This window comes from Streptosporangium nondiastaticum, assembly GCF_003011965.1.
In the GTDB taxonomy this organism is placed as follows: Bacteria; Actinomycetota; Actinomycetes; order Streptomycetales; family Streptomycetaceae; genus Streptomyces; species Streptomyces nondiastaticus.
In genome coordinates this window covers 1-25,780 of record NZ_PXWG01000024.1, presented here as the reverse complement: position 1 = coordinate 25,780, position 25,780 = coordinate 1, and the positions used below count along the sequence as shown (strand labels likewise).

Genomic DNA, 25,780 nt, shown 5'->3' with positions numbered 1-25,780 from the left:
TCATCGGCGCCTGCGCAGACGGGATTCCAGGCGGTCGATGCGGGCTTGGTCGAGGGTGACGAGGCGTACGTCGGAGGGGGTGATGCCGCCCGCGTCGGGTGCGGCGGCGTGCCGGGCGAGGGCATCGAGGGCGTCGAACCAGCGCGTGGCCAGGGTGGCGACCTGCTCCTCGGTGAACAGGGCCTGCGGCCAGCTCCATTCGACGGCCAGCTCGGGCCGCCCGGCGGCGCCCGCGCGGACGACGGCGTCGAGCTCCAGCGGGTACGGGGCGGGCATGGCGGCGTCGGGGGCGGCGCCTTCGGCGACGGCGGCTCGTTCCACGTCCGGGGCGAAGGACCAGGGGCGGGTCCCGGCGGCGGCGCCGTGGTCGGTGCGGCCGCGGTAGTTGAACAGCAGTTGCGAGCTCGGGAGGGCGGCCAGGGCGGGTGCGGTCTGCGCGTTGAGGTGGCGCAGGAGGCCGTGTCCGAGGCCGCGGTCGGGGACGGCGCGGAGCTGTTCCTTGACCTGCTTGAGGGCCGCCCCGGCCTGCCCGCCGCCGGCCAGGGCGTCGGCGAGGTCCACGCCGCTGACGTCCAGGCGGACGGGGTGGACGGTGGTGAACCAGCCGACGGTGCGCGACAGGTCCGGCGCGAGGCCGCCCGCGTCGCTGCCGCCGCGCCCGTGGCCCTCCAGGTCGATCTGCAGGGCGCCGGTGTGCGCGGCGGGCAGGCCGGGTTCCCGGGTGCGGCGCACGTCGGCGGCGGCCAGCGCCAGGCCCGCCAGCAGGACGTCGTCGACGCCGGCGGAGAAGGCCTGCGGCACGGCGGTCAGCAGGGGCTCGGTGCGGTCGGCGGACAGGGTCATCCGCAGGGTGCGCAGGGTCGCCGTGGTGTCGCGGCGCGGGTCGGCGGCGGTGCGGGAGAGCGGGGCCTGCGGCCCGGCCAGCGCGGTGCGCCAGTGGGCGGCTTCGGCGGTACGGGCACGGGTGTGGGCGTGCTGCAGCAGCTGTACGGCCCAGGCGCGCAGCCCGGTCGCCTCGGGTTCGAGGGCGGGTGCGCGGCCCGCGGCCCGGGCGGTGTAGGCCTCTGCGAGCTCCGGGACGAGGATGCGCCAGGAGACGCCGTCGACGGCCAAGTGGTGGACGGTCAGGAGCAGCCTTCCGTCGGCTCCGGGGCCCGCGTCGCACCACAGGGCGCGCAGGACGGTGCCGTCGCCGGGGTCGAGGGCGGCGGCGGAGGCGTCGGCCTCCTTGGTGAGCAGGTCGTGCAGGGCGGCCGCGTCCAGGCCGGTGATGTCGGCGCGGCGCAGGGTCGCCGGGTCGGTGACGGCCGGGGCCTCGGCGGCGGGCAGGATCTCCTGGGTCCACAGGCCGCCGGTCCGGTCCAGGCGCAGCCGCAGGGCGGGGTGGTTGCGGGCGAGGTCGGCAAGGGCCGCGCGGAGCGGCTCGGGCCGCAGTCCGGCGGGGACGGTGAGGAGGACCGACTGGTTGAACCGGTCGACCGGGCCCCCGCGTTCGCGCAGCCAGTGCACGACGGGCAGCGACGGCAGCTCGCCGTCCTCACCGGCCGCGGGAACAGGCAGGGGCTCGGCCGGTTCCTGGTCCTCGCGGCGGCCCGCGGCGGCCAGGGCGGCCGGGGTGGGGTGCTGGAAGACGTCCTTGGCGGCAATGGTGAAGCCGGCCCTGCGGGCGGTGCTGACGAGCTGGATGGAGATGATGCTGTCGCCGCCCAGGGCGAAGAAGTTGTCGTCCTCGCCGACGTCCGGGAGGCCGAGGATCTCGGCGAAGACGGCTGCCATGGCGGCGGCCGGGCTGTCTCCCCGGTCCGGGGCGGGGGCGGCGGGGCGGGCGGCGGGGCGAGCAGGCTCGGGGAGCGCCTTGCGGTCGAGCTTGCCGTTGACGCTCAGCGGCAGCGCGTCCAGGAGGGTGACGGCGGCGGGCACCATGTGCTCGGGCAGCCGCCCGGCCAGGGCCTCGCGCAGCTCTTGCGCGGCTGGGGCGGCACCCGGGGCGGGGACGGCGTAGGCGACGAGCTGCGGGGCACCGCCGGGCGCGAGCGGACGGGCGGTGACGGCGGCCTGGGCCACGCCGGTCAGGGCGGTCAGCGCGCCCTCGATCTCGCCGAGCTCGATGCGAAAGCCGCGGACCTTGACCTGGTCGTCGGTGCGGCCCAGGTATTCGACCGCGCCGTCCGGGCGGCGGCGCACGAGGTCGCCGGTGCAGTACATGCGCGTGCCACCGCCGGAGAACGGGTCGGCGACGAAACGGGCGGCGGTCAGGCCCGGGCGGTTCAGGTAACCCCGGGCCAGCTGGACACCAGCCAGGTACAGCTCGCCGGGCACGCCTACCGGTACGGGGCGCAGCGCCGCGTCCAGCACGTGCAGGCGCGTGTTCCACACCGGCCGCCCGATCGGCACGACACCGGAACCGGGTTCGGCACGGTGGTACGTGACGTCGACGGCAGCCTCGGTCGGACCGTAGAGGTTGTGGAGCTCGATGTCCGGCCACAGCGCGGCGAACCGGTCCACGGCCGCGGCGGGGAGCGCCTCGCCGGAGCAGAAGACACGACGGACGCCGGCGAAGCCCTTACGGATCTCCTCGTCCTCCTCCGCGGCCGCCGTGAAGGCGGTCAGCATGGACGGGACGAAGTGCGCGGTCGTGACCCCGGAGCGAGCGGCCAGATCGGCAAGGTGGTCCGGCTCGCGATGCCCGCCCGGCCGGGCGAGAACAACAGCCGCACCGCTGACCAGCGGCAGGAAGAACTCCCAGACCGACACGTCGAAGCTCGCCGGAGTCTTCTGCAGGATCCGGTCCGCCGGCCCGAACCCGTACGCCTCCCGCATCCAGTCCAGACGGTTGACGATCGCCTCATGGGTGACGACGACACCCTTCGGACGGCCGGTGGACCCGGAGGTGTAGATGACGTACGCGGCGTGCTGCGGCCCGGCCGCGACCGGTACGGAGACCTGCGCCGTACGGGGCCGGTCGGCGAGGACGACCCGGAGGCCCTCCAGGTGCGGGAGCCGTCCACGCTCGCCCTCGACGGTCACCACGCACACCGGCGATGCGTCCTCGGCCATCATCGTCAGACGCTCGGCCGGGTAGTCGAGGTCCAGCGGCAGGTAGGCGGCACCGGACTTCAGCACGGCCAGCAACGACACCATCAACTCGGCCGACCGCGGCACGGCCACGGCAATGATCCGGTCCGGCCCGGCACCGGCCGCAACCAACTCGGCGGCCAAAGCTCCTGAAAGTTCGTCAAGTTGACGATAGGTCAGCTCATGGTTCTCGTAGACGACGGCCGTGGTGTCCGGCGCGGCGGCCAGCCGCTCCGCGAACCGCGTGACGAGCGTGCCTCCGGCCACGGGGTGGTCCGTGGCGTTCCACTCCCTCGCCAGGGCCCGGCTCTCACCGGGGCTCATGACGTCGACGCGGTCGACGGTCCGGCCGGGCGCGGCGAGGACCTGGTCCAGGACGTGCAGCAGCCGGTCGGCGAGCAGCTCGGCGGTGCCGTGGTCGAACAGGTCCACCGCGTGGATGACCGTCAGGTCGGTGTGCGTGCCGTCGGCGGACTCCACGAAGGTGAAGGCGAGGTCGAAGCGGGCGGCGTGCAGCGGGTCGGGCAGGAGTGCGGTGCGGGCGCCGAGGAGGCGGTCCAGGCCCGCGGCCTCCTTGCGGTGCTGGACCATCACCTGGAACAGCGGGTGGCGGCCGAGCGAGCGCTCGGGGGCGGCGATCTCGACGAGGCGGTCGAACGGCAGGTCCTGGTGGGCGAGCGCGCCCAGGACGGTCTCCCGCGAGCGCTGCACGAGCTGGTCGAAGGTCGGTGCGCCGGCCCCGCCGGCCGCGGACAGGTCGTGGCGCAGGACGAGGGTGTTGACGAAGAAGCCGACGACGTTCTCGACGGCCTCGTCGGAGCGGCCGGCGACCGGCGTGCCGAGGGCCACGTCGTCCGTGCCGGCGAGGGCGCCGAGGAGGAGGGCGCCGGCGGCCTGGGTGACCATGAAGGGGGTGGCGCCCGTGCGGTGGGCGTAGTCGCGCAGGGCCTCGTGCAGGGCGCCGGGCAGGCGCAGGCGGACGGCGCCGCCGCGGCCGCTCGGCTCGGCCGGGCGGGGCCGGTCGGCGGGCAGGCGGAGTTCGCCGGGCAGGCCGGCGAGGCGTTCGGTCCAGTACGCGGTGAGGCGGTCGCCGGCGGCGGGGTCGCCGAGCATGTCGCGCTGCCAGAGGGTGTGGTCGGCGAACTGCAGGGGCAGCGGCGCCCATGCGGGTGCCTCGCCGCGGCGGCGGGCCGCGTAGGCGGTGTCGAGGTCGCGCAGGAGCACGCCTTCGGACCACTCGTCGCCGGCGATGTGGTGCAGGGCGACGCACAGGACGTGGGTGGCGGGGCCGCTGCTCAGGAGGGTGGCGCGGACGGGTGGTTCGGCGGCGAGGTCGAAGGCGTACGCACCGGCCTCGGCGACGGCCTCGTCGAGCTGTTCCGGCGTCACCTCCCGTACGGAGAAGGGCACATGCGCGTCCTCGGGAGTGAGGATCTTCTGGTACGGGCGGCCGTCGGTGTCGGGGAAGACCGTGCGCAGGGCCTCGTGGCGGGCGACGACGTCGGCGAACGCGGCGCGCAGGGCCTCGGTGTCGAGGGTGCCGTCGATGCGCAGGGAGCAGGGGATGGTGTAGGCGATGGAGGGGCCTTCGAGCTGGTGGAGGAACCAGAGGCGGGCCTGCGCGGGCGACAGCGGCAGCTCCTGCGGGTGCTGCGGGCGCGGACGGGCGGTGGGGCCGGAGCGGCCGCGGCCGGTGTGCTGGAGCCGTCGGGCGAGGGCGGCCGGGGTGCGGGCCTCGAACAGGTCGCGCACGGTGAGGTCGGCCTGGAGGGCGGTGCGGATGCGGCCGGTGAGGCGGGTGGCGAGGAGGGAGTGGCCGCCGAGGGCGAAGAAGTCGTCGTCGGCGCCGACGGCGGGCAGGCCGAGGACGCCGGCGAAGGCGCCGCACACCAGGGCTTCGCGCTCGTCGCGCGGGGCGCGCCCGCCGGTGCCGGCGAAGTCGGCGGCGCCGGGCTCGGGGAGGGCCTGCCGGTCGAGCTTGCCGTTGACGTTGAGGGGCAGGGCGCCGAGGACGACGACGGCGGACGGGACCATGTACTCGGGAAGGCGCGCGGCGAGGGCGGCCCGCAGCGCGGCGGGGTCGGCGGCGGCACCGGGCGCGGGGACGACGTAGGCGACGAGGCGCTTGACGCCCGTGCCGGTGGCGCGGGCCAGGACGGCGGCGGCGGTGACGGTGTCCAGGGCGGTGAGGGCCGCCTCGACCTCGCCGGTCTCGACGCGGAAGCCGCGGATCTTGACCTGGTCGTCGTCGCGGCCGAGGTAGTCCAGGGTGCCGTCGGCGCGCCACCGGACGACGTCGCCGGTGCGGTACATGCGCTCGCCGCTGCCGGAGAAGGGGTCGGCGACGAAGCGGGAGGCGGTCAGGCCGGGGCGGTTGCCGTAGCCGCGGGCCAGGCCGGGGCCGGCGATGTACAGCTCGCCGGGCACGCCGGCGGGCACGGGCCGCAGGCGGGCGTCGAGGACGTGGACGCGGGTGTTGGCGATGGGCCGGCCCACGGACGGGGCTGGGCTGTCGCCGAGGGCCGCGCCGAGGGTGTCGACGGTGTACTCGGTGGGGCCGTAGAAGTTGTGGCCGATGACGCCTTCGGTCTCGCGGATCCGCGTCCAGAGGGCGTCGTCGACGGCTTCGCCGCCGAGGAGGAAGAGGACGGGGCGGTGGCCGTCGCCGCCCTCGTCCAGCAGGCCGCACTCGACGAGCTGCCGGCCGAAGGACGGGGTGACGTCGAGGGTGTCGATGCGGTCGGCGCGCAGCCGGGCGGCCAAGGCCTGCGGGTCGCGGCGCAGTTCCTCGTCGTAGACGTGGAGTTCGTGGCCGCAGATGAGCCACAGGAGCTGTTCCCAGGAGGAGTCGAAGGAGAACGAGGCGGTGTGCGCGGCGCGCAGGCGGCGGCCGCCGGCGGCTTCGACGGCGCGGGCGAAGACGGTGGAGCGGTGGTGGTCGAGCATGTTGACCAGGCCGCGGTGGGGCACCTGGACGCCCTTGGGGCGGCCGGTGGAGCCGGAGGTGTGGATGACGTAGGCGAGGTCGCCGGGGGCGGGCCGCGTCGGTGTGACGTCCGCCGTGCCGTCCTCCGCGTCCTCCGCGTCTTCCGCGTACAGCGTGGTGAGGCCGCCGCCGGTCAGGGCCGGCAGGCGTGCGGCGGTCGGGCGGGTCGTCAGGACGGCGAGGGGGGCGGCGTCCTCCAGCATGAGGGTGACGCGCTCGGCCGGGTGGTCGAGGTCCACGGGCAGGTAGGCGGCGCCGGCCTTCAGGGTGCCGAGGACGGCGGCGACGAGGTCGGCCGAGCGGGGCAGGGCCAGGGCGACGACGGTGTCGGGGCCCGCGCCGAGGGCGGCGAGGCGGCGGGCGAACCCGTCGGCGCGGGCGTCGAGTTCGGCGTAGCTCCAGCGCGTGGCGCCGCAGACGACGGCGGTGTCGCCGGGGGTCGCGGCCGCCTGGGCTTCGAAGGCGTCGACGACGGTGCCGTCGGGCACGTCGCGTGCGGTGGCGTTCCAGGTGTGCAGGAGGGTGCGGCGCTCGGCGGGGCCGAGGACGTCGAGGGAGCCGACGGTGTCCTCGGGGCGCTCCGCCATGGCGGCGAGCAGGCGCAGGAGGCGCTGTCCGAGGTCGGCGGCGCGGTCGGCGGTGAAGGTGTCGGGGCGGTACTCGACGGTGATGCGGGGCGCGTCGCCGGGGAGGGTGAGGACGGTCAGCGGGTAGTGGGTGGCGCCGCGGTTGCCGATGCCGGTGACGCGCAGGCGGCCGGGGCGGCCCGCGGGGTCCGGGGCGGTGAGCTCGTCGGGGTCGACGGGGTAGTTCTCGAAGACGAGGAGCGTGTCGAAGAGCGTGCCGAGCCCGGCCCGGGCCTGGATGCCGGCGAGGCCCGCGTACTGGTGGTCGAGGAGCCGCGCCTGCTGTTCCTGGAGGCGGGTCAGTGCGGCGGCGACGGTCTCGTCCTCGTCCAGTGCGAAGCGGACGGGGACGGTGTTGCTGAACAGGCCGACGATCGATTCGACGCCGGGGACGTCGGCGGGGCGGCCGGAGACGGTCGCGCCGAAGACGACGTCCGTGCGGCCGGTGAGGCGGCTCAGCAGGACGGCCCAGGCGCCCTGCACGAGGGTGTTGAGGGTCAGGCCGTGGCTGCGGGCGAGCCCGGTCAGGGCGGCGGCGGTGTCCGCGGGCAGCGGCAGGTCCACCTCGCCGGCGCGGGCGCCCGTCCCGGCCGTGGCCTCGTGGGCCAGGGTCCCGGCGAGGAGGGTGGGCGCCGTCAGGCCGTCCAGGGCCGTGGCCCAGGCGTCGGCATGCGCGGTCTCGTCCTGGCGGGCCAGCCAGGCGAGGTGGTCGGCGTACGAGGCGGCGGGCGGCAGGGCGGAGGCGTCGCCGCCGGCCGCGTACGCGCTGATGATCTCGCGCAGCATGACGGGCGTGGACCAGCCGTCCATCACGATGTGGTGGCGCGTCAGGACGAGGCGGTGCCGTTCGTCGCCCAGGCGCAGCAGGGCGCAGCGCAGGAGGGGCGGCCGGGTGAGGTCGAAGGGCGCGGTGGCCTCGGCGGTCTCGACGGCGTCGACGGCCGTGTCGAGGGCGGCGCCGGCCGGGGTGCCGGTGAGGTCGTGGACGGTCCAGGGGACGGTGGCGCGGCCCGCGATGGTCTGCAGGGGGCGGTCGGTGCTCGTGTGGTCGAATCCGGCGCGCAGGGCGGGGTGGCGGGCCACGACGGCGTCGACGGCGCGGCGCAGGGCGGCCTCGTCGAGCGGGCCGGTGAGGTCCAGGCCGGTGACGGACGTGTACAGGTCGTCGGCGGCGGTCTCGTAGAGGGAGTGGAAGAGGAGCCCGTCCTGGAGCGGGGAGAGCGGCAGGACGTCCTCGGTGCCGGGGCGGGCGGCCTGGAGGCGGTCGAGGGCGTCCTGGCCGAGGCCGGCGAGCGGCACGTCGGAGGGGGTGAGCCCGCCGGCGTCCGGGCGCGAGGCGGCGGCGGTGAGGGCGTCGAGGGCGCGGAACCAGCGGTCCGCGACGTCGCGGACGGCGTCTTCGGTGAGGACGCCCTCGGGCCAGGTCAGGACCGTGGTGAGCTCGGGGCCCGCGGGGCGGTCGTGGACGAACGCGCCGATCTCCAGGGCGTGGAGGGCCGGCATCGCGGGGTCGGCTGTCGCCGTGATGGCGTCGCCGGCGGCGCTCCAGAGGCTGTCGTCGGACGCGAACCGGCCGAGGTAGTTGAAGAGCAGCTGCGGGGCGGGGGCGGCCGCGAGTTCGGCGCGCGCCTCGGGGTCGAGGTGGCGCAGCAGGCCGTAGCCGGTGCCGTCGTCGGGCAGCGACCGCAGCTGTTCCTTGACGCGGGCGAGGGCCGCGACCGGGTCGCCGTCGATGCCTTCGAGGTCCAGGCGTACGGGGAACTCGCTGGTGAGCCAGCCGACGGTGCGGGCGGTGTCGGCGCCGGGCACGAGGTGGTCCTGGCGGCCGTGGCCCTCCATGCGGATCAGCAGGTCGCGCCGGCGGCCGGCGAAGGCGAGGGCGAGCCCGGTGAGCAGGACGTGGTCGACGCCCGCGCGCCGGGTGGCGGGCACGCGGTCGAGGAGCGGCGCGGTGCGGTCGGCGGGCAGGGTGAGGCGGAGGGTGCGGCTCGTGCCGGCGGTGTCCCGGGCCGGGTCGACGGCCCGCTCCCCGAGCAGGGGCCCGGCCCCCGGGGCGAGGATCTCCCGCCAGAGCGGCAGCTGGGCGCGTACGGCGTCGCTGGTGGCGGCGGCGTGGAGGCCGCGGGCCCAGCGGCGCAGCGGGGTGCTCGCGGGGGCGAGCTCGCGGCCTTCGTAGGCGGCGCGCAGGTCGGGCAGCAGGATGCGCCACGAGACGCCGTCGACGGCGAGGTGGTGCACGGCCAGCACGAGGCGGCCGGGGGTGTCCGGGCCCAGGTCGCACCAAGTGGCGGCGAGAACGGCCCCGGCGGCGGGGTCGAGCCGGCCGGCGGCGGCGTCGCGCTCGCGGTCGACGGCGGCGGCGATGCGGTCGGCGGGCGTACGGGTCAGGTCGGCGCGGTGGAGGGTGACGGCGGGGACGGAGGCGGCGGGGAGGATCTCGGTGGCCCAGTCCGGGACACCGTCGAAACCGCCGTACCCGCCCGAGTCGGTACTTCCCCACACCAACCGCATCCGCAGCGCGTCATGACGTTCCGTCAGGACGGTGAAAGCCGCCGTGAGACGCTCCGGGTCGAGGTCCGCCGGGACCGTGACGGCCGTCGTCTGGGCGAAGCGGCGGATCGGGCCGCCGCGTTCGCGGAGCCACTCCGTGATGGGCGTGGGCGGCAGCATGCCCTCCGCGTCCTCGCGGTGGTCGGCGGCGGCCTCGTCGCCGAGGCGTTCGGCGACGGCCGCCACCGCGGCGATCGTCTTGCGTTCGAAGACCACGCGGGGCGTGATGCCCCAGCCGGCCCGGCGGGCGCGGCTGCCGAGCTGGATGGCGGAGATGCTGTCGCCGCCGAGGGAGAAGAAGTTGTCGTCGGGGCCGGCGGCGTCCAGGCCGAGGACGTCGGCGACGAGCGCGGCGAGCACCCGCTCGGCCTCCGTGCGGGGCGCGCGCGAGGCCGAGGCCGCCGCGGGGGCGGGTTCGGGCAGGGCCTTGCGGTCGAGCTTGCCGTTGAGGCTCAGCGGCAGGGCGTCGAGGAGCACGATCACGGGCGGGACCATGTGCTCGGGCAGCGTCGCGGCCAGCCCGGTGCGCAGCGCCTCGGCGTCGGGGGCGGCACCCGCGGCGGGGACGGCGTAGCCGACGAGGCGGCGCGGCCCGCCGGGTGCGGTCTCGCGGGCGGTGACGGCGGCCTGCGCGACGCCGGGCAGGGCCTCCAGCGCGGCCTCGATCTCGCCGAGTTCGATGCGGAAGCCGCGGACCTTGACCTGGTCGTCGGTGCGGCCGAGGTATTCGAGGACTCCGCCGGGTGCCCACCGGACGAGGTCGCCGGTGCGGTACATGCGCGCGCCGTCGCCGTCGTACGGGCTGGCGACGAAGCGGGCGGCGGTCAGGCCGGGGCGGCCGAGGTAGCCGCGGGCGAGCTGGTCACCGGCCAGGTAGAGCTCGCCGGGCACGCCCACCGGCACCGGCCGCAGCGCCGCGTCCAGCACGTACAGGCGCGTGTTCCACACCGGCCGCCCGATCGGCACGACGCCCGCGCCGGGCTCGGTCCGGTGGTACGTGACGTCGACGGCGGCCTCGGTCGGCCCGTACAGGTTGTGCAGGGGCACGTCCGGCAGCGCGGCGTGCCAGCGGTCGGCGACGTCGCCGGGCAGGGCCTCGCCGGAGCAGAAGACCCGCCGCAGCCCGGCGCAGGCCCCGGCGGCCGTGGGCTCCTCCAGGAAGGCGCGGAGCATGGACGGCACGAAGTGGAGGGTGGTGATGCGCTGTTCGGCGACGAGCCCGGCCAGATAGGCGGCGTCCTTGTGGCCTTCGGGGCGGGCGAGGACGACGGTGGCGCCCTCGCACAGCGCCCAGAAGAACTCCCATACGGAGACGTCGAAGCCGGCGGGCGTCTTCTGCAGGACGCGGTCGTCGGGGCGCAGCCGGTAGGCGTGCTGCATCCAGGCGAGGCGGTTGACGATGGCGCGGTGGGTGACGACGACGCCCTTGGGGCGGCCGGTGGAGCCGGAGGTGAAGATGACGTAGGCGGGGTCGCCGGGGGCGGGGGCGGCGGCCTCGGCGCCGGCGGCGTCACCGGTAGCGTCGTCGAGCAGCAGGGCCACGTCGCGGGCGGCCCGCGGCAGGCGGCCGAGGACGGCGGGCACGGTGACGACCCGTACCGGAGCCGCGTCCTCGACCATGGCGGCGAGCCGCTCGGCCGGGTAGCCGGTGTCCAGCGGCAGGTAGGCGGCGCCGGACTTGAGGACGCCGAGGAGGGCGACCATGAGCTCGGCGGAGCGCGGCACGGCGACGGCGACGACGGTGTCCCGGCCCGCGCCGGCGGCGGTGAGCGTACGGGCCAGCGCCCCGGCCCGCGCGTCGAGTTCGCGGTAGGTGAGGTGCTCGTCCTCGAAGACGACGGCGGTGGCGCCGGGCGTGGCCGCGGCCCGCTCGGCGATGAGGCCGGGGAGGGTGGCGGGGGCGACGTCGCGGGCGGTGGCGTTCCAGGTGCGCAGGACGTCCTCGCGCTCGGCGTCGGCGAGGAGCTGCGCCCGGTCGAGGGTGAGCTCCGGGTCGGCGGCGAGCCGCCCCATGAGGTCGGTGCACCGCTCGGCGTGCGCGGCGAGCGCGGCGGCGTCGTAGAGGGCGGGGTTGGCGTCGAATTCGAGGTGGAGGACGTCGTCGGGGCTCTTGCTTACCGACACGGACAGGTCCTCGACGGGCCCGGAGGCGAGGTTGACGGTGCGGCCGGGGACGCCGGCGAAGTCGAGGTCGAGGTCGAAGGGCTTGAGGTTGAGCATCGGCCCGTGGAGCCGGTCGTCGCTGCCGACGAGGCCGAGGTCGCGCCGGATGTCCTCGCCGCGGTAGTGCTGGTGGCGGCGGGCGTCCTTCAGCTCGCCCGCGGCGCGCCGGACGAGGTCCGGGAAGGTGTCGGTGCCCTGGACGGAGAGGCGGACGGGCAGCACGTTGACGGCCATGCCGGGGACGCGCATGGTGCCGGGCGCGCTGCGGGCCATGAAGTGCATGCCGAGGACGGCGTCGGTGGTGCCGGTCATGCGGTGCAGGTAGCCGGCGACGGCTGCGGTGGCGGCCTCGGCCCAGGTGCCGCGGACGCCGGCCGCGCGGGCCAGGACGGCGGCGGAGCGCTCGGCGCCGAGGCTCGTGCGGTGGCGCAAGGAGGTCTCGGAGGCCTGCGCGGTCTGCTCGGTCAGACCGGCGACGCGGGGGCGGCCGGCGTGCCGCGCGGTCCAGTAGGCGCGGTCGGCGGCGGCCTTGTCCGAGGCGAGGTAGGCGGCGTCGGCGTCGGCGAGCCGGGCCGCGGGTTCGAACGGCGAGGCGGGCACGTCCTCGCCGCGGACGAGGGCGGTGTAGACGGCGGCGACGCGGCGGGTGAAGAGGGCGACGCCGTAGCCGTCGACGACGAGGTGGTGGAAGTACTGGAACCACAGGTGGTGGCCGGGGGCCACGGTGACCAGCAGGGAGCCGGTCAGGGCCGGGGCCGCGCCGGAGCCGTCGGCGGGCTCCAGGCGCGGCGGGCAGGCGAGCTGGTCGCGGACGAGGGCGACCGCGGCGTCGACCGGCGACGCGGCGCCGGTGGTGTCGAGGCGGGGCAGGTGCCAGGCCGCGGCGTCGAAGGGGACCGGGCGCAGCACGGTGCGCCCGTCGTGCTCGGCGAGCCGGACGTGCAGGCCGTCGGCCTCGGCGAGGGTGCGGCGCAGCGCCTCCTCCAGGGCGGCGACGTCGATCGCGCCCCGGAGCTCGACGTACTGGCCGACGTTGTAGCTGGGGTTGCCGGGGTCGATCCGCTGCGCCGCCAGCACTCCCTCCTGGGCTCGCGTGAGCTCCAGGATCCGTCCTGCGTCGCTGGTCACCTCTGACATGCCGGCCTTCCGGGTCGTTCGTGGTACGGGGAGGGAGTGCGGGGGGAGTGGCTGCGGGCGGCCGGGCTACAGGCCCTTGAGGATCGTCTCGATCTGGCCGAGGACGTCGATGGACGTGCCGTAGCGGTCGGTGGTGGCGTAGGTGACCGGCAGGACGTGGTTGTCCTTGGAGGCCTTCAGCAGCTTCCAGGAGGGCTTGTCCTGGAGCTCCTTGACCTCCTTGGGCACCTCGCCGGTGGCGAAGGTGCGCGGCACGAGGATCACGTCGGCGTCCGACAGGGCGTCGATCTTCTCCTGGGAGTACGTCACCTCGTGCTCCTTGCCGTCGTCGGACGCCTTGGCGAACTTGGCGCCGGCGTCGGCGAGGACGCGGCCGACCCACGAGGTGCGGGTGTCGACGATGAACTCGCCGTTGCCGTAGGAGGAGGCGACGGCCCAGTTCACGTTCTTGAGCTTGTCGCCGTACGTGTTCCTGATCCGGTCGGCCTTCTGCCGGTAGTCGGTCTTCAGCTTGGTGAAGACGTCCTCCTTGCCCACGGCCCGGGCGATCTTCTCCTGCGCGTCGAGCAGGTCGGCGGGGGTCTTGATGCCGAAGTAGAGGGTGGGCGCGATGCCTTCGAGCTTCTTGACGTTCCAGTCGAAGGCGGCGGCGCCCTCGACGACGATCAGGTCGGGCTTGAGGGAGGCGACCTTCTCGATGTTGGTCTCGATGCCCGAGCCGATCGAGGTGATCTTCTTGGCCCGCTCGGTCTGCGAGGGCAGCAGCTCGACGGGGTTGTTCTCGTCGAGGGCGCTGGTGCCGACGGGCTCGACACCGAGGTCGAGGAGCGCGCCCGTGGCGTAGGAGATGCTGACGATGCGCTTGGCGCCGGCGGGCACGTCGACCTTGCCGTTGCTCGCCTCGATCACCCGCCCCCCGGCGCCCTTCCCGTCCTTGCCGCCCCCGGCCTCGGAGCCGCCCGAGCCGCTCCCGCCACACGCGGTCAGGGTCAGCAGGGCGGCGGCGCCGGCGAGTGCGGCGGCGGTACGGCCGCGGGCGGCACGGGTGTTCATGACTCTCCTCGGGGTGGTGCGGGGGGGTGAAGGGGTGGGAGGGGGCGGTTCAGGAGGCGGTCAGGTGCGCGTGCCAGCCGCGGATGGTGGGGGTGGCCTCGATGAGCTCGGCGAACTCGACGTGGTTGCCGGCGGCGCGCCACCGCTCGACGAGGGTCATGACGCGGATGGAGTCGAGGCCGAGGTCCTGCAGGTTCTCGTCGACGGACACGTCGGCGGGCTCCTCGCCGAGCACGGCGGCGACGTCCAGCAGGACGGCGTCGAGGGTGAGGGAGGAGGTGGGGGACGGCATGGGGATCCCTTCGGGAAGACAGGAAGGCAGGAGGAGGGACGGCGGGCGTACGGGCGGCTTCGCGGAGGGGGTACGGCTTGGGGAGGGCCGGGGCGGTCGGGGCGGTCGGGGCGACGTCAGCCGGTTCAGCGCGGGTGGGGGGAGCGGACGGGTTCGGCGGGGGTGGAGCAGGGCGGTCGGCCGGCGGCCGCGGTCGGCGCCGGGAACTCCCGGGCGCCCCGGGCCCAGGCAGGCGGGCGGGCAGGTGATTCGGCGCGGCACCGGCATTCCCTGGGCGGTCGTCCCGGTGGCCGCGGTCGACGCCGGGGCTCCCGGCCGCCCCCGAGTGCAAGCGAGCGGACAGGTGATTCGGAGCCACCCCGGCATTCCCTCCGCCGCAGCGGCGCGCGACCACGACGGCGGATCCCGGCGGTGCCCGGCCTGCACCGGCCGTCCGGCCTCGCCGGTCCGGCACCGCCGGTCCGCGCAGCGCAGGCTGATCAGCGTTGCGGCGGAGTCGGATGCCGCGGCCGGGCCGCCCGGGCCGGCGGGGCCGGATAGGGGACGGCCCCGACTGCCGGGCCGCACCGCCTCCACGGGCCGCACCGATCCCGCGCCTCAGCCGAGTTGGACCGCCAATTCGCCGGCGGACGCCCCGGCCGCCCGGGAACCCTCGTCCGCCAGGACACCGGCACCGCCGTCCGCGAGGACGTCCCGTTCCGTGCGCCCGAGGACCAGCGAGTCGCAGATCTCCCCCGAACGGACCGCGAGCGTGGAGAGCAGGGTCGAGGTGATGCCGTGCGTGTGCTCGGTGCCGCCGCCCTGGAGGTAGATGCCGGCGCGGACGCGCCCGGTGGTCAGCACGCGGTGGTCGCGGTCGATGCGGAGCCGCCCCTGACCATCCGTCAGACATTCTCCGGCGAGGTCGCCGAGGAGTTCGCCCGGGTCGGCGGGCCGGTAGCCGGTGGCGAGGACGACGGCGTCGCAGTCGAGAGTGAGATCCTCGCCCGTAGCGAGGGAGCGGATCACGGCGCGGGCCCCGCCGGGAACGCCCTCGACGGCGGTGAGCCGGCTGGTGTTGAGGATGCGCAGCCGTTCGCGGCCCTGGACCTTCTCCTGGTACGCGGTGCGGTAGAGCTGCTCGATGAGCTCTCCGTCGACCACGGAGTAGTTGGTGTTGGCGTGGTAGCCGAGGAGGGCCTGCTTGACGTCCTCGGGGGCGTCGTAGAAGTGGTCGACGGCGGCGGGGTCGAAGATGCGGTTGGCGTAGGGGCTGTCGTCGGCGGGGCTGTAGCCGTAGCGCGAGAAGACGGCGCAGACCTCGGCGTCGGGGAAGGTGCGGTGGAGGTATTCGGCGCTCTCGGCGGCGGACTGGCCGGCGCCGACGACGACGAAGCGGCGGTGCGGCGTGCCGGTGAGGCCGGCCGCGCGGAAGAGCAGGTCGCGGTTGTGCCACACGTGCGGCCCGGCGGTGACGCCGTCGGGGAGGCGCGGGGTGAGGCCCGTGCCGAGGACGACGTTGCGCGTGCGGCGGACGCTCTCGCCGGCCGGGTCGCGCACGGAGCGGGAGACGACGTCCAGGTACTCGGTGACGCCGTCGTCGTCCCGTACGGGCCGCAGGCCGACGGCGGCCCGGCCGTAGTCCACGGCGGAGGCGAACTCGGCGGCGCACCAGTCGAAGTAGTCGTGGAACTCGACCCGTGTGGGGAAGAACGTCTTCTGGTTGATGAAGTCGGCGAGCCGGCCGTGCTCCTGCAGGTAGTGCAGGAAGGAGAAGCGGCTGCCGGGGTCCCGCATGGTGACGAGGTCCTTGAGGAAGGACACCTGCATGGTGGCGCCCTCGATGAGCATGCCGCGGTGCCAGCCGAAGCTCTCCTGGCGCTCCAGGAATCCCGCGTGGATCTCGCTGCCGGGGTTGCGGCGGTTGTGGTCGTCGATCGCGATGGCGAGGGCCAGGTTGGCGGGGCCGAAGCCTATGCCGACCAGGTCCTCGATGGGGCCGCACCCCGTGTGTGCGGAGTCCCCGCGCCGTACCGACATGCTCATCCTTTCGTGGCTGCGGACAGCCCAAGAACGTGAATGCTTAGGTTAGCCTAACCTAACTTTTCAGCCAGGTGGACTGTCAAGTTCCCTCAGTTCCGGCGGCGTCCAGGATCCGCGGCAACTCCCGTACGAACGCGTCGGCTTGCTCCTCGCGCAGGACGAGCGGAGGAGCGAGCCGCAGCACGTCCGGAGCCGCCGCGTTCACCAGGAAGCCCGCCTCCAGAGCGGCTTGCTGAGCACGCGCGGCCACCGGCGCGGCGAGGACCACGCCCAGCAGCAGCCCCGCTCCCCGCACCTCGCGCAGCAGCGGATGACCCGTGGCGCCGATCCCGGCCCGCAGCCGCTCCCCCACGCGCCGGACGTGCCCCAGCAGGCCGCCGGCCTCGATCGTCGCGAGGACGGCCAGCGCGGCCGCGCACGCCACCGGGTTGCCGCCGAACGTGGAGCCGTGCTGACCGGGCGTCAGCAGCCCGGCGGCACGCCCGAAGGCGACCGTCGCCCCGATGGGCAGTCCGCCGCCGAGCCCCTTCGCGAGGGTCACGACGTCCGGTTCCACCCCCGCGGCCTCGTGGGCGAACCAGTGCCCGGTCCGCCCGATGCCCGTCTGGACCTCGTCCAGGACGAGCAGCGCCCCGGCGGCCCCGGTGATCTCCCGGGCCGCCCGCAGATAGCCCGGCGGCGCGGGCACCACCCCGTTCTCGCCCTGTACGGGTTCCAGGACGACCGCGGCCGTCCGCCCGTCCACCGCGGCCCGCAGCGCCGCCACGTCCCCGTACGGCACGTGCGTCACCTCGCCGGGCAGCGGCAGGAAGGGGTCCTGCTTGGCGGGCCGGCCGGTGAGGGCGAGCGCGCCCATCGTGCGGCCGTGGAAGCCGCCGGCCGCGGCCACCATGCGGGTGCGCCCGGTCCGTCGCGCGATCTTGAAGGCCGCTTCGACGGCCTCCGCGCCCGAGTTGGAGAAGAACACCCGCCCGTCGCGGCCGGACAGTTCCAGCAGCCGCTCGGCCAGCCGTACGGGCGGCTCGGCCGCGTAGAGGTTGGACACGTGCCCGAGGGTGGCGACCTGCTCCGAGACCGCCCGGACGACCGCGGGGTGGGCGTGGCCGAGGGCGTTGACGGCGATCCCGCCGACGAGGTCGAGGTACGTGCGGCCGTCCGCGTCCTGGACTGTCGCCCCTTCGCCGCGCACCAGCGCCAGCGGTGGCGTGCCGTACGTGTCCATCAGCGCGCCCCGCCAGCGTTCCCTCAGGGCGGCGCCACCGCGCCCGGCCGCTCCCGGGTCCTGTCGTGCGCTCATGCGGGCACCCGCTCGGGGAGGACGGCCGGATCCGGGAACCCGGCCGGGTCCGGGACGACAGCGGGATCCGGGACGACAGCGGGGTCCGGGACGACGGCCGTGCCGACGCCCTCGCCCGTGAAGACCTCCAGCAGCAGGGAGTGCGGGACCCGCCCGTCCAGGACGTGCGCCGTGCCCACGCCCGCGCGGACCGCCCGCAGGCAGCCCTCCATCTTCGGCACCATGCCGCTCGCCAGTCCGGGCAGCAGCGCCTGCAGCTGACTCGTGGTCAGGCTGCGGATGACGTCCGTGCTGTGCGGCCAGTCCGCGTAGAGGCCCTCGACGTCAGTGAGGACGATCAGCTTCTCGGCGCGCAGGGCCACGGCGAGGGCCGCCGCGGCCAGGTCGGCGTTGATGTTGTAGATCTCGCCGCCGGCGCCGCGCGCGACGGGCGAGACGACGGGGATGCGGCCGCAGCCGAGCAGCGCCTCCAGGGTCTCCGGGTCCACCTCCGCGATGTCGCCGACCAGCCCGATGTCCACGGGTTCGCCGTCCACCTCGGCCGTCCTCCGCACGGCGGTCATGGTGTGGGCGTCCTCACCCGTCAGCCCGACGGCGAACGGCCCGTGACGGTTGATCAGGCCCACGAGTTCGCGCTGCACCTGCCCGGCGAGGACCATGCGGACGACGTCCATGGCCTCGGGCGTGGTGACGCGCAGGCCGGCCTTGAACTCCGACGCGATGCCCATCCGGCCGAGTTGGGCACTGATCTGCGGGCCGCCGCCGTGCACGACCACGGGGCGCAGCCCCGCGTACCGCAGGGAGACGACGTCCTGGGCGAAGGCGGCTTTGAGGTCCTCGTCGACCATGGCGTTGCCGCCGAACTTGATGACGACGGTCTTGCCGTGGAAGCGCCGGAGCCAGGGCAGCGCTTCGATGACGGTACGGGCTTTGCTGGTCATGATGTTCATGAGGAGTACGCGCTGTTCTCGTGGACGTAGTCGGCGGTGAGGTCGTTGGTCCGGACGGTCGCCGTCCGGGTGCCGGCCGCGAGGTCGGCGACGATGTGCACGTCGCGGTAGCGCATGTCGACGAGGTCGCGGTCGTCGCCGACGGAGCCGTTGCGGCAGACCCACACACCGTTGATGGCCACATTGAGCCTGTCGGGGTCGAAGGCCGCGGACGTGGTGCCGATGGCCGACAGCACACGGCCCCAGTTCGGGTCCTCACCGTGCAGGGCGCACTTGAGGAGGTTGTTACGGGCGATGGAGCGCCCGACCTCCACCGCGTCGTCCTCGCTGGCGGCGTTGATCACCTCGATCCGGATGTCCTTGCTCGCCCCCTCGGCATCACCGATCAGCTGACGCGCCAGGTCGTCGCACACCTCCCGCACCGCCTCCGCGAAAACCTCCAGGCCGGGAGTGATGCCGGAGGCGCCGGAGGCCAGCAGCAGGACCGTGTCATTGGTCGACATGCAGCCGTCGGAGTCCACCCGGTCGAACGTCGACCGGGTGGCGGCGCGCAGTGCGCTGTCGAGGCCCGCGGTGTCGATGTCGGCGTCAGTGGTCAGGACGACGAGCATGGTGGCCAGACCCGGAGCGAGCATGCCCGCACCCTTGGCCATCCCGCCCACCGCCCACCCGTCGCCCTGAACCACAGCAGTCTTGTGAACGGTGTCGGTCGTCTTGATCGCAATGGCCGCCTTCTCACCCCCGTGCGCGGAGAGCCCGGCCGCAGCCTTCTCAATACCGGGAAGCAGCTTGTCCATCGGCAACCGCACCCCGATCAGACCGGTAGAAGCGATCGCGATCTCCCCGGCACTGTGCCCCAGCACCTCCGCCGCCTTCTCCGCGGTCGCGTGCGTGTCCTGAAAACCCTCGGGACCGGTACAGGCGTTGGCACCACCGGAGTTGAGGACCACGGCCGACACCCGGCCGCTTCTCAGCACCTGCTCCGACCACTGGACGGGGGCCGCCTTGACGCGGTTGGCGGTGAAGACGCCCGCAGCGGCCAGACGCGGCCCGCGGTTCACGACGAGGGCGAGGTCTTCGCTCCCGCTCACTTTGATTCCCGCAGCAACTCCCGCCGCTTCGAACCCTTTTGCTGCCGTGACGCTCACTGCATCTCTTCCTTCGCCCGCTTACTCATCGTCTTCTCGTGCGTGTCGCACGGGACCAGCCGTGCCAGGAGGGTCGCGAGGACCCGGCGGACGCTCACGGCGCCACCCCCGTGACCGCCAGCCCCAGGCCCTCTGGGAGCCCGAGGGCGATGTTCATGCTCTGCACCGCACCACCGGCCGTGCCCTTGGTGAGGTTGTCGATCGCACTCACCACGACGATCCGCCCGGCCACCTCATCCAGCGCCACCTGTACGTGGACAGTGTTCGACCCCGTCACGGCGCCGGTCGAAGGCTGTTGCCCCGCGGGCAGGAGCTGGACGAAGGGCTCGTCCGCGTAGGCCTTTTCGTAGGCGGAGCGGAGCGCGTCGGCGGTCACTCCGGGCAGGGCGGGGGCCGAGCACGTGGCGAGGATGCCGCGCGGCATCGGGACGAGGACGGGGGTGAACGAGACCTTGACGGGGCGGCCGGCGATGGCCGAGAGGTTCTGGGCGATCTCGGGCGTGTGGCGGTGGGTGCCGCCCACGCCGTAAGCGCTGGCGGAGCCCATGACCTCGGAGCCCAGCAGGTGCGGCTTGGCCGCCTTGCCCGCGCCCGACGTCCCCGACGCGGCCACGACCACCGCCTCCGGCTCCGCCAGCCCCGCCCCATAAGCCGGGGCCAGCGCCAGGGACACCGCGGTCGGATAGCACCCGGGCACGGCGATCCGCCGCGCACCCTTCAACGCCTCCCGGCCACCCGGCAACTCAGGCAGACCGTACGGCCACGTCCCCGCATGCGCCGACCCGTAGAACCGCTCCCACTCCCCCGCGTCCTTCAACCGGAAATCCGCACCACAGTCCACCACCAGCGTGCCCTCACCCAACTCAGCAGCCACCGCCGCCGACTGACCGTGCGGCAACGCCAGGAACACCACGTCATGCCCGGCGAGAACCTGCGGGGTGGTCTCTTCGAAGACCCGTCCGGCCAGCGGGGCGAGGTGGGGCTGGAGGGCGGTCACCGGCCGGCCGGCGTTGGAGGCGGCGGTCACCGCGCCGATCTCGACGCCGGGATGCCCCAGCAGCAGCCTCAGCAACTCACCGCCCGCGTATCCACTCGCGCCTGCCACTGCTGTGCGCACCATGTTCCGTCCTTGCGTCGTTCCGTGCCGGGGCAGGCCGGACCGGCGCGAGAGCGCGCGCGTCCGTCCGCCGGAGAAAGGCCGAGGCCGGCGTCGGATTCCGCGCAGCACTACCACCGCCCTGCAGGGGGCAGGGCGGTCACGGGGAGTGCGTCACGACACCCGAGGCGGGACTTAGCTTAGGCTAACCTAACCTGCCTCGGGTGAGAAGATCGACTCGTCTCCCGGACGAGATCGCGCAAGGGTGCGGCGGGGACACTTCCCGCCTGTCACGGAGACTTCCGGCCCGTCACGCGCACTGGGGCGTCGCGCACAGCTGCCACTGCTCGGGCCACCAGCCGCTCGGCACGCCGTCGTCGGGCGCGGCCTCGGTGATCTGCCAGTAGCGGTCGCGGTTCCACTCCCGGGCCGTCACCTTGAGCCGCCGGTCGGGCAGTTCGGTCACGGTGGCCGGCTGACTCAGGCCCGCGTACGGGTCGGGAACCTTGCCCATGGCGGCCGCGGGGCGCCAGACGCCGTCGGAGCTCAGCTGGGTGCGCGACTCCATGGAACGGTCCGGCTTGCTGGACGACGCCATGGCTATGAGGGTCCCGTTCGACCTTTTGAACAGGACGAGGAAGCCGTGGTACGGCGACGGCTGGAGACCGAAGTCCTCCGGGGCTGACCAGGCCCCGCCCGCCGGCCCCTGCACGGAGCGGCAGAAGCCGCCGTGGTCGAGCCAGAAGACCTCCAGTCCGCCCGCGGCGTTCTCCACGGCGGTCACGAAGCTCGCTTTGGGGCCGACCGTGCCCGCGCTGACGCGCTCCCAGTCGCCGTAGGACCCGCCGGGCGCCGCCTGGGCCCGGTGCCACACGAACGGCAGCCCTTGCGTCGCGGAGGAGTCGTAGAACACCTGGAACTGATCGACCCGGCCGTCCGCGCGCGGCACGGAGACCGGGCTTCCCGCCGCGGCGGTGGCGACGCCACGGGCGGCGGTGTCCATGCTGCAACTGCCCGCGGCCACCGCGCTCGGAGCGGCGGTCACCGCGCTCGGGGCTGCGGGCGCCGGCGATGCGGCAGCGAAGGTTCCCGCGCAGGCGAGGGCGAGTGCGGCAGCAGCACGAGTGACTCTCCGGAAGGCTCTCCCCATGAGCCAACTCCTACCCCGGCCGAGCCGGTTCACACACGAGTGCGCCTCTCGCCCATACGGCACTGCAGTGTCGCGGCACGTGGATCTCCGCTACGGCGGTGCGGTCAGAACCGGCCGACGCGCATCCGGCCCCGCGGGCGGAAGTCGTCGCACCAGGGCATGACAACGGCACGTGCGTCCGTAACGCAGCCGCCACATGCTCGCAACAAACCCGCACGGCCTACGAGGAACGGCTGCCGGACGTCGACATGCCGCCCGCCGCCGGACGCCCCGCGCACGACGAGGGCGGCCACGAAGTCCTGAACGGCCTCTGGGCGCAGGGCTTTACCATGCTCCGCCCCGAAACGGAACCATGCCGTCGGCCCCTTGCGCGCGGCCGGGGAACCACCGGCCGGAAAGCACCTCCATCGTTCCTCCACCCGTTCTGCAGCGGTGGCGAGAAGCACGACGGCCCCCGGCCTGGCCAGTGCGCGGGCCTCGCGACCGTACGGAGGCACGGGTTCACCTTCGGCTGAGGAATCCGCCGGTCCGCGCAGTGCCGGGCGGGGACCCGCACCGCCGCCCGCCCCACGGCCGCACTCCCGCACCCCTCGCCCGCCGCACCCCGCAAGGGCCGCTTCCCGCCACCCGCGGACCGGCCCCCGCGCCCCCTCCTGTCCGCCCTCTCGACCGGAAACCGCGCTATCCGGGCCGCCGCGGCGCCGTGAGACTCGACCGGCGTGAGCACCGGATGCCGGCCCGGTTCACCGGATTCACCAGATCCACCCGTTCCGACCACGTGAGGAGCGTGCCGATGTACGCGAAGTTCACGGAGCTGGGCAGCCGCCTTCTCGGGAAGTTCGTGCCCGAGATCGACGCGGCCGCCGCGGAGCTCCTGTCCTGCGGCAACTACCCCGCCTGCTGGCAGTGCAGCGGTAAGTGCGGCTACAACGCCCCCTGTTGGGCCTGCTGCAACTCCAACGGCTGCCCGACCATCGTCTGCCAGTGCTAGTGACCATCAGTGATCACGAGAACTGAGCGCACCAGCTAGCGACCCCGTAAGAACGCCCCGACCGGGCGCGTCATGCAACCGCCGGACGTCACGCAACCACCGGACGTCACGCGACCGCTGGAGGAGGAGAACCGGATGGGCTGTCTGGCCATCGGAATCCAGTGCCTGATCGGCGCGGTGTTCCTCGCCTCGTCGGCCGGGAAGGTGACCGGGCGAAGAGCCTTCGACCGGTTCGTGTCCTCGGTGGCGGGCATGCAGGTCGTGCCCTTCCGCTCGGCCCGGTCGGTGGCGCGGACCGTGGTGGCGGCCGAAGGCGCGGTGTGCGTCTGCCTCGCCGTGCCCGTGCCGGCCGCCACGGTCGTCGGGCTGGCGATCGCGGCTGGCCTGCTGGCGGTCTTCACCGCCGGCATCGCGCTCTCCGTGCGGCGCGGCGTGCGGACGCCGTGCCGGTGTTTCGGCGCCTCGCAGGCCCCTCTCGGCCCGAGGCACATCGTCCGCAACCTGGTGCTCACGGCCGCGGCGGTCACCGGCGCCGCGGCCGTGTCCGCCGGCGGCACGGCCACCCCGGGCGGGGTGGCCGTCGCCGTGCTCGGCGGCCTGCTCCTGGGCGCGCTGGTCGCCGCGCTCGACGACATCCTCGACCTGTTCCGGCCGGTCGAGACGGGCACGCGCCCGTACGGAACCTGAGCGAACGCGGACCCGAGCAAACCCGAGTGAACGCCAGCTAATCCCAGTAAACCTGGACGAAACCGAGTGAAATCCGAGCGAATCCCAGTGAACCCGAGCGAAACCCGGAGGAGACGACTCCCATGCCCGTCCTGATCGCGGCGGTGGTCCTGGTGGGACTGCTCTGCACGCTGGACCTGATCCTCACCCTGGGGGTGATCAAGCGGTTGCGGGACCACACCGCACTGCTGGCCAAGGCGGCCGAGGGCTCGCCGCCCGGCAGACCGCCCGTCATCAAGGTGGGCGAGGAGGTCGGCGAGTTCAGCGCCGTCTCCGTCGACGGCGAGGTGCTGACCCGCGCGTCGCTGTCCGGCGACACCCTGGTGGCGTTCTTCTCCCCCAGCTGCGGCCCGTGCCACGAGATGCTGCCGAAGTTCGCGGAATACGCGCGGACGGTGCCCGGCGGCCGGAAGCAGGTGCTGGCCGTGGTGGTCGGCACTCCCGACCGGGCCAAGGGTCAGGTGGCGGGGCTGACTTCCGTCGCCCGCGTCGTGGTGCAGGACGCCGACCTGGCCCTGACCGACGCCTTCCAGGTCTTCGGCTTCCCAACGCTGCTGCAGGTCACGACGGACGGCGCGGGCAGGCCCGTGATCGCGCGCAACAGCGTGAACCTGGACGCGCCCGTCGTGGCGGCATGAGCGGGCTCCCGGCCACCGCCCGGCGCACCGCCGCGGCCGCGGCGCTGGTCGCGAGCGCGGCGCCCGCGGCACTCGGGTGCTACCTGGCACTGACCCTGGTGGCCGGCGCCCTGCCCGTGGTCACCGCCTGGCTGACCAAGCTGCTGCTCGACGGGCTGGGCTCGGGCGCCTCTTTCGGGGCGCTCGCCGGCCCGGGCGCCGGGCTCGCCGCGGCCGGGGTCGTCATCGCCGTGGCGCCGCAGGGCAGCCAGTACCTGCGGCGCGAACTCGACCGCAGGGTCGGGCTCCTCGCCGACGACCGGCTGTTCACGGCCGTGGAGGGCTTCAACGGCCTGGGGCGCTTCGAGGACCCGCGCTTCCTGGACCGGCTCCGGCTCGCGCAGAGCTCCGGCGGCGGCATGCCCAACCAGGCCGTCGACGGCGCCGTCGGCATCGCCCGCAGCGCCGTCACCATCGGCGGCTTCCTCGGCTCCCTGTCGCTGCTCAGCCCGTGGATGACCGCCCTGGTGCTGGGCGCCGCCGTGCCGACCCTGGTGTCCGAGGTCGCCATGGCGCGCCGCAAGGCGCGCACGCTCTGGGACATCGGGCCCGTGGAGCGGCGGCAGATGTTCTACAGCGAGCTGCTGTCGAGCGTCGAAGCGGCCAAGGAGATCCGGCTGTTCGGCACCGGCGCGTTCCTGCGCGGGCGGATGCTGGCCGACCGGCGCACGGCCGACGCGGCGAAGCGCGCGGTCGACCGGCGGGAGGCCCTCGTCCAGTCGGGGCTCGGGCTGCTGGCCGCGCTCGTCTCGGGCGGCGGCCTGCTGTGGGCGGTGGGCGCCGCGCACACCGGCACCCTGTCGGCCGGTGACGTCGTCATGTTCGTGGCCGCGGTCGCCGGCATCCAGGGCGCGCTGGCGACGCTGGCGAGCGAGGTGGCCCGCTCCCACCAGGCCCTGCTGATGTTCGACCACTACCTCGCGGTCACGCGCGCCGGGCCGGACCTGCCCGTGCCCGCCGCGCCCGCCGCGCTGCCGCCGCTGGCCCGCGGCATCGAACTGCGCGACGTGTGGTTCCGCTATTCCCCCGGGCACCCGTGGGTGCTGCGCGGCGCCTGCCTGCGCCTGCACCACGGCCAGGCGCTCGCCCTGGTCGGGCTGAACGGCGCCGGCAAGTCCACCCTGGTGAAGCTGCTGTGCCGCTTCTACGATCCCGAGCGCGGCGCGATCCTGTGGGACGGCGTGGACATCCGCACCGTCGACGTCGCCGCGCTGCGGCGGCGCATCGGCGCGGTCTTCCAGGACTACATGCACTACGACATGACGGCCGCGGAGAACATCGCCCTCGGCGACCTCAGCGCGCTCACCGACCGCCCGCGCGTCGAGGCGGCGGCCGAGCGCGCCGGCATCCACGCCAAGGTCGCCGCCCTGCCCCACGGGTACGACACGCTGCTGTCGCGGAGGTTCTTCATGGAGTCCGACAAGGACAACCCGGAGACCGGGGTGGTCCTCTCCGGCGGCCAGCGGCAGCGGCTCGCGCTCGCCCGCGCCTTCCTCCGGGACCGGCGCGACCTGATGATCCTCGACGAGCCCTCGGCCGGGCTCGACGCCGAGGCGGAACACGAGATCCACACCGCGCTGCGGCAGCACCGCGGCGAGCGGACCAGCCTCCTCATCTCCCACCGGCTCGGAGCGGTGCGCGACGCGGACGTCATCGCCGTCCTGGAGGACGGCCGCGTCGTCGAACAGGGCCCGCACGCCGAGCTCATCGGCTCCGGCGGCCGCTACGCCCGCCTGTTCGCCCTCCAGGCCACCGGCTACCGGGCCGGCGGGGAGGCCGGCACGGCCGGCCCCGCCGGCGGGCCCGCGGACGCGCCCGCGTTCACGGGAGAGCCCCGGTGA

The 25,780-nt window shown here is 74.6% G+C and carries 13 protein-coding genes; 4 read left to right on the top strand and 9 right to left on the bottom strand.

The window, feature by feature from the left end:
• The 9 genes from B7P34_RS12720 to B7P34_RS12680 form a co-directional block, all read right to left on the bottom strand.
• Window positions 1-12,528, bottom strand: coding sequence for a non-ribosomal peptide synthetase (locus B7P34_RS12720; RefSeq protein ID WP_189382723.1), 12,528 nt, complete (start codon window positions 12,526-12,528; stop codon window positions 1-3).
• 75 nt (window positions 12,529-12,603) lie between these two features.
• Window positions 12,604-13,590, bottom strand: coding sequence for an ABC transporter substrate-binding protein (locus B7P34_RS12715; RefSeq protein ID WP_106675970.1), 987 nt, complete (start codon window positions 13,588-13,590; stop codon window positions 12,604-12,606).
• A gap of 49 nt (window positions 13,591-13,639) precedes the next feature.
• A complete protein-coding gene (locus tag B7P34_RS12710) occupies window positions 13,640-13,882 on the bottom strand; it encodes a phosphopantetheine-binding protein (protein ID WP_106675969.1) in 243 nt (80 codons plus the stop codon).
• Window positions 13,883-14,479: 597 nt separating this feature from the next.
• Window positions 14,480-15,901: a lysine N(6)-hydroxylase/L-ornithine N(5)-oxygenase family protein gene (locus tag B7P34_RS12705; protein WP_106675968.1), complete on the bottom strand. Its 1,422-nt coding sequence runs from the start codon at window positions 15,899-15,901 to the stop codon at window positions 14,480-14,482.
• Window positions 15,902-15,983: 82 nt separating this feature from the next.
• Window positions 15,984-17,201 carry an acetylornithine transaminase gene (locus tag B7P34_RS12700; RefSeq protein ID WP_106675967.1) on the bottom strand — a complete coding sequence of 406 codons (1,218 nt, stop codon included), beginning with the start codon at window positions 17,199-17,201 and terminating at the stop codon, window positions 15,984-15,986.
• On the bottom strand, window positions 17,198-18,151 hold the full coding sequence (argB, locus tag B7P34_RS12695; protein ID WP_106675966.1) for an acetylglutamate kinase: 954 nt from the start codon (window positions 18,149-18,151) through the stop codon (window positions 17,198-17,200). The genes B7P34_RS12700 and argB overlap by 4 nt, the downstream gene beginning before the upstream one ends.
• Window positions 18,148-19,299: a bifunctional glutamate N-acetyltransferase/amino-acid acetyltransferase ArgJ gene (gene argJ / locus B7P34_RS12690; RefSeq protein ID WP_106675965.1), complete on the bottom strand. Its 1,152-nt coding sequence runs from the start codon at window positions 19,297-19,299 to the stop codon at window positions 18,148-18,150. Before argJ ends, argB begins: the two co-directional genes overlap by 4 nt.
• A gap of 94 nt (window positions 19,300-19,393) precedes the next feature.
• Window positions 19,394-20,419, bottom strand: a complete 1,026-nt coding sequence (gene argC / locus B7P34_RS12685) for an N-acetyl-gamma-glutamyl-phosphate reductase (protein WP_106675964.1) — start codon at window positions 20,417-20,419, stop codon at window positions 19,394-19,396.
• A 286-nt stretch (window positions 20,420-20,705) separates the two neighbouring features.
• Window positions 20,706-21,398: a glycoside hydrolase gene (locus B7P34_RS12680; RefSeq protein ID WP_106675963.1), complete on the bottom strand. Its 693-nt coding sequence runs from the start codon at window positions 21,396-21,398 to the stop codon at window positions 20,706-20,708.
• A 940-nt stretch (window positions 21,399-22,338) separates the two neighbouring features.
• On the opposite strand from B7P34_RS12680, the gene B7P34_RS12675 reads away from it, so the two are divergent.
• The 4 genes from B7P34_RS12675 to B7P34_RS12660 all read left to right on the top strand — a co-directional run bounded on the left by B7P34_RS12675 (window position 22,339) and on the right by B7P34_RS12660 (window position 25,780).
• Entirely contained in the window at window positions 22,339-22,536 is a 198-nt protein-coding gene (locus B7P34_RS12675) for a hypothetical protein (protein ID WP_106675962.1), read from the top strand.
• A 72-nt stretch (window positions 22,537-22,608) separates the two neighbouring features.
• Entirely contained in the window at window positions 22,609-23,223 is a 615-nt protein-coding gene (locus B7P34_RS12670) for a MauE/DoxX family redox-associated membrane protein (RefSeq protein WP_223267787.1), read from the top strand.
• Window positions 23,224-23,345: 122 nt separating this feature from the next.
• Entirely contained in the window at window positions 23,346-23,900 is a 555-nt protein-coding gene (locus tag B7P34_RS12665) for a TlpA family protein disulfide reductase (protein ID WP_106675960.1), read from the top strand.
• A complete protein-coding gene (locus tag B7P34_RS12660) occupies window positions 23,897-25,780 on the top strand; it encodes an ABC transporter ATP-binding protein (RefSeq protein ID WP_106675959.1) in 1,884 nt (627 codons plus the stop codon). Before B7P34_RS12665 ends, B7P34_RS12660 begins: the two co-directional genes overlap by 4 nt.